Annotated in this window: 3 protein-coding genes and 1 pseudogene; 2 read left to right on the top strand and 2 right to left on the bottom strand. The window is 66.9% G+C overall.

Annotated elements, in window-relative coordinates:
* Window positions 1–58: 58 nt before the first annotated feature.
* Together PARHAE_RS19960 and PARHAE_RS19965 are read right to left on the bottom strand one after the other, a co-directional pair.
* Window positions 59–802: a M48 family metallopeptidase gene (locus PARHAE_RS19960; RefSeq protein ID WP_126156261.1), complete on the bottom strand. Its 744-nt coding sequence runs from the start codon at window positions 800–802 to the stop codon at window positions 59–61.
* A complete protein-coding gene (locus PARHAE_RS19965; protein ID WP_420899428.1) occupies window positions 799–1953 on the bottom strand; it encodes a type I restriction enzyme endonuclease domain-containing protein in 1155 nt (384 codons plus the stop codon). The genes PARHAE_RS19960 and PARHAE_RS19965 overlap by 4 nt, the downstream gene beginning before the upstream one ends.
* 19 nt (window positions 1954–1972) lie before the next feature.
* On the opposite strand from PARHAE_RS19965, the pseudogene PARHAE_RS19970 reads away from it, so the two are divergent.
* Both PARHAE_RS19970 and PARHAE_RS19975 read left to right on the top strand, forming a co-directional pair.
* Window positions 1973–4084 (top strand): annotated as a pseudogene (locus PARHAE_RS19970) (baseplate multidomain protein megatron); the annotation flags it as partial.
* A gap of 10 nt (window positions 4085–4094) precedes the next feature.
* Window positions 4095–4955: DUF2793 domain-containing protein (locus tag PARHAE_RS19975; RefSeq protein ID WP_164555329.1), on the top strand; the 861-nt coding region annotated here is incomplete at its 3' end.

Here is a 4955-nt window from a genome sequence, read left to right on the forward strand (position 1 = left end):
CGAAAGCCCCGCATAAGATACGTCGTTAACGACGTCGCTATGCACGTGTCTTAGCCGATCACCCCACGCTCAGGCAGGCGGTGGCAACCGGGCGGTTACTTTCCAACCTCTGCTTCCGACGCTCCCAATCGGGCATCACCTTGTCGAGTAGCTCGAAGAAGGCAGCACCGTGATGAGGCTCCGCCACATGGCAGAGCTCGTGGGTGATCACGTAGTCGATGGCGTCGACCGGCGCCTGCACGAGGCGGCGGTTCAGCAGCAGGCGTCCGGCCGGCGACATGGACCCCCATCGCTGCCGGGTCTGGCGTACGATGAGACCTTTCGGCCTGAATGCCTCCGGATCCGGAAAGTGGCCGAGACAGAGCTCGATCCGCTCCGGGAACTTGATGTGTGCCCGGTCCCGGTACCATGCCTCGACCAGTTCGCGCGTCACCTCCGGCCTGGTCGGCCGGTGTGTCTGCACGACGATGAAGCCGCGGATCAGCTTCACGCTTTCCTGGACATGCGGGACGACCTTCAGCCGGTACTGGCGCCCGAGGTAGAGATGCGTCTCACCGGCGACAAACCTGCGCTCCGGTGTTCTTGGAAGGAACTGGGCGAAGTACCGCTGCTGCCGCGTCACCCATGCCGCGCGCTTCCGCAGCTTGGCTTCTATGGCGTCGAGTGTCGCGTCCTCCGGGGCCGCGATCACCACCGAAGCATCCGGCTCGACAGCGATCTCTAGCGTCTTCCTCGGACGGCGGACGATCTCGTACCGGATCTCCTGCTCGCCGTACTGCAGGCAGTGCAGTTCCCGCGTCATGCCGCGAACCGGGCCCGAGCAAGATCCATGATCTTGAGTTCGAGGTCGTCGAGCACCTCCACGGGCAGGTCGACGCCCCTCTCGTCACGCAGAACGTCGAAGAAGTAGTCATCGATGGCATTGCGCAGTTTGTTCTGGGCCACTTCGTTCGACCAGATGTCGACGATCAGGTGGGACTTGATGATGTCGATGATCTCCAGGGCGATGGATGCTGCTTCGTCGCCGGCCACCGGCTCATCGTCCTTGGTCTTGAGCTGACCTTCCAGGACGCCGAAGAACGCCTGTGCATCCTCATCGCCCCGGATGCTTTCGGGAACATCCCGGCCCCGATCCTTGCGTGCCACCTTGCTCGCGAGGTCCACGACGCTGTTCAGGTACTCGCGCTCGGAGAGCCGCTTCTCGCGATAGGCGCGAATGGTCTCTTCGAGTAGCTCGGAGAACTGTTTGTAGAACGTCGGGTCCTCATCCATCTTCTCGGTGATTGCCCGCCGGGTGGCGCTGGCGATGCGGTCCGCCCTCGAGGCTTCGGAGACGCCCGTCTCCTCGACGACCGCCTTCAGCGCATCAGGATCGTTGATGTTCACCACCTCGATGATGGTCTCGGCAGGCATCGCCACGACATGGTCATCGAGCAGCTTCTGGATCTTCGGCTCGAACTCGCGGACATCGACCGTCTCCTGGTAGCGGAGCTGGACCGACCGCTTGAGCTCGGAGAACTGCTTCCAGTCCCGCTTCAGGGCGTCGACCTTGGCCTCGTCGAAGACATCGAACAGCTTGTCCGACGAGAGCGATATGTGCAGGCACCGGCTGAAAGCCTTGAGGCGCGCGTAGAACTCATGTCGAAGCGACTCGTCGGCAAGGTGCTGCTCGAACTGCTCCATGTCCTTCTTGTTCCGGACCGGCTTGAACAGGTCCCAGAGCTGATCGTGCAGCTGGGGCAGCTTGCGGATCTCCTCGCGGACGTCATGCACCGTCTCGGCGAGGTCCGCCGCCTCGTAGCCCTCGAATGCGCTATAGGTCGTCAGGGCGCTGTCGAGCTCGCCGAGTAGCCCCTCGTAATCGACGATGAAGCCGAACTGCTTCTCCGTTCCGCCGTCCTCGTAGAGCCGGTTCACCCGCGCAATCGCCTGCAGGAGATTATGTTCCTTCAAGGACTTGCAGACATAAAGGGTCTTCCGCTACAAGGACCTGCGCAGCTGGTGGTCGACCCCGCACTACGACCGCCCGGGCGGGGTGGAGAGCGGCACGCCGACAGCGTGGACGCCAGAGTCCAAGCCGATCTGGTTCACCGAGCTGGGCTGCCCGGCCATCGACCGGGGCACGAACCAGCCCAACGTCTTCTTCGACCCGAAGTCGTCCGAGAGCTTCACGCCGTACTTCTCGCGGGGCTGGCGCGATGACGCCATCCAGCGCGCCTATCTCGAGGCGACGTATCTCTGGTGGGGCGAGGCCGCCAACAACCCGCTCTCGTCGGTCTATGACGACCGGATGGTGCATGTGCCAGAATGCGCCGCCTGGACCTGGGACGCGCGGCCGTACCCGTTCTTCCCGGCGCTGACCGATGTCTGGACGGACGGCGCGAACTGGCGGCTCGGCCACTGGCTGACCGGTCGGCTCGGGGCAGTGTCACTGGCGGCGCTTTTCCGGCACCTTTGCCTGCGCGCGGGGCTGGACGAGTCCTTGATCGACGTCACCGGGCTTTGGGGCGCGGTCGAGGGCTATGCCATCACCGCGCTGGAAAGCCCGCGCGCCTCCATAACGACGCTGTCGCGACACTTCGGCTTCGACGCCGTGGAGACCGAGGGAATGATCCGGTTTGTCATCCGCGGCCGGGCCTCCGTCGCGACCCTCACACCCGACGATCTGGTGGCCGCCCGCGAGGGCGACGTGCTGGAACTGACGCGCGGCCAGGAGACCGAACTGCCGCAGGCGCTGAAATGGCAGGTCGCCCGAGCCGACGAGGATTACGACGCCGCCCTCGTCGAGGCGCGGCGCATCACGGTGGACACGACCCGGATCGCCTCGGAATCCTTCCCGATGGCCGTGCCGCCCGAAGAGGCTGAGCGCCGCTGCCGCCGTGCGCTGATGGAGGCGTGGGTGGGGCGCGAGACGGCGGCCTTCCGTCTGCCGCCCTCGCGCCTCGCGCTGGATCCGGCCGACGCGATCCGGCTCGCGCATGACGGGCGGCTGGTCGATCTGCGGCTCGTCTCCATTGCCGACGCCGAGGCGCGCGGCATCGAGGCGGTCCGCCAGGATCGGGCGAGTTACGATCTGCCACCGGGCAATCCCCGCGCGGCGTCGCTGACGCGCGCCGTGGTGTTCGGCGCGCCGGACGCGGTGCTAATGGACCTGCCGCAGCTCACCGAAGACCAGTCCGCGCACCGGCCCTTCGCGGCGGCGCATGCCGTCCCTTGGCCGGGCGAGATCGCGGTGTTCCGAAGCCCGTCGACGGACGGCTTCGAACTGCTCAGCAGCTTCGGGACGCGGGCCCGGATCGGCACGCTGGCATCGGACTTCTACGCCGGTCCGACCTCGCGGTTCGACCTCGGCAATGCGCTGGTGGTCGACTTGCTGACCGGGACACTGGAGAGCATGACCGACCTGACGCTGTTCGGAGGGGCCAACGCGCTCGCCATCGAGAGCGCGCCCGGCGTCTGGGAGATCGTGCAGGCGGGCGCGGCAGAACTTCTGGCGCCGGGCGGGTATCGCCTGACCCGGCTGCTCCGCGGCCAGCGCGGCACGGAAGGCGCCATGGGCAATCCCGCGCCCGACGGCGCGCGGGTGGTGGTGCTCGACGACAGCCTCGCATCGCTGCCGATCGCCGAGGCCGATCTCGGTATCCCATGGAACTGGCGCATCGGCCCCGCGAGCCGCACGGTCAGCGACGAGACCTATGTGGCGCAAGTCTTCACGCCCGCAGGCGTCGGGCTTCGGCCGTTCTCGGTCACCCACGTCGAGCAGCCGTGGCGAAAACCCCGCATACCCGGCGACTTGGCGATCCGCTGGACGCGCCGGTCGCGCGCACTCGCCGCCGACAGCTGGAGTGGGCTCGAGGTGCCGCTGGCCGAGGAACTGGAAGCCTATGAGGTCGAGATCCTCGACGGCGCGAGCGTGAAACGGGTGCTGAGCGCATCCACGACCAGCGCCGTCTACACGGCCGCCCAGCAGACCGCCGACTGGGGCGCGCCGCTCGGCCCCGGCGACACGCTCGACATCCGAATCTTTCAGCTCTCCGCCCTCGTCGGGCGGGGCGCGCCGAAAACCGTCACGCTCACGTTCTGAAGGCCATCCCATGTCCGACGCCACGACCCATCTCCTGCTGCCCTTCATCCTGGCGGCGCAGGCCCAGAAGCATGTCACCCACAACGAGGCGCTGCGGCTGCTCGACGGGCTCGTCCAGCTCTCCGTCCTCGACCGCGACCTGACAGCGCCGCCCGGAAGCCCCGCCGATGGCGATCGCTACATCGTTGGCTCGGGCGCGACGGGCGACTGGGCGGGCTGGGACCTGAATGTCGCGCTCTGGACGGACGGCGCATGGCTCCGCCTGCCACCGCGGACCGGCTGGCGGGCTTGGGTCGAGGACGAGGACGTGCTGCTGGTCTACGATGGCGCGAGTTGGACCGGCACCACGCCCGCGACGCTGCAGAACATGGCGCTGCTCGGGCTCGGCACCACGGCGGATGCGTCGAACCCGTTCTCTGCCAAGCTGAACGCCGCGCTCTGGACGGCGAAGACCGTGGCCGAGGGCGGCACCGGCGATCTGTTCTACACCATGAACAAGGAGGCTGCGGGCGACGATCTCGGCCTGACGCTGCAGACCGGCTTCGTGACCAAGGCGCTGGTGGGGCTGTTTGGCTCCGACAGGTTCCGGCTGGCGGTTTCGGCCGACGGCAGCACCTTCTTCGACGGGCTCAGCGTCGACAACGCCAACGGCATCGTCGACCAGCCCCGGCTGCCCCGCTTCAAGGCCTACACCAACTACGACAACTATGTCGGCATCGGGACCTGGACGAAGATCGGCCTGAACAACACCGACTACAACGACCAGGGGGCCTTCGACGCCGCGAACAACCACTTCGTGGCGCCCGTGGACGGGACCTACCTCTTCGGCGCGACGCTGCTCTACAAGATCAACGCCAGCGCCACGGCCCGC

The organism is Paracoccus haematequi (assembly GCF_900631945.1).
Classification (GTDB): domain Bacteria; phylum Pseudomonadota; class Alphaproteobacteria; order Rhodobacterales; family Rhodobacteraceae; genus Paracoccus; species Paracoccus haematequi_A.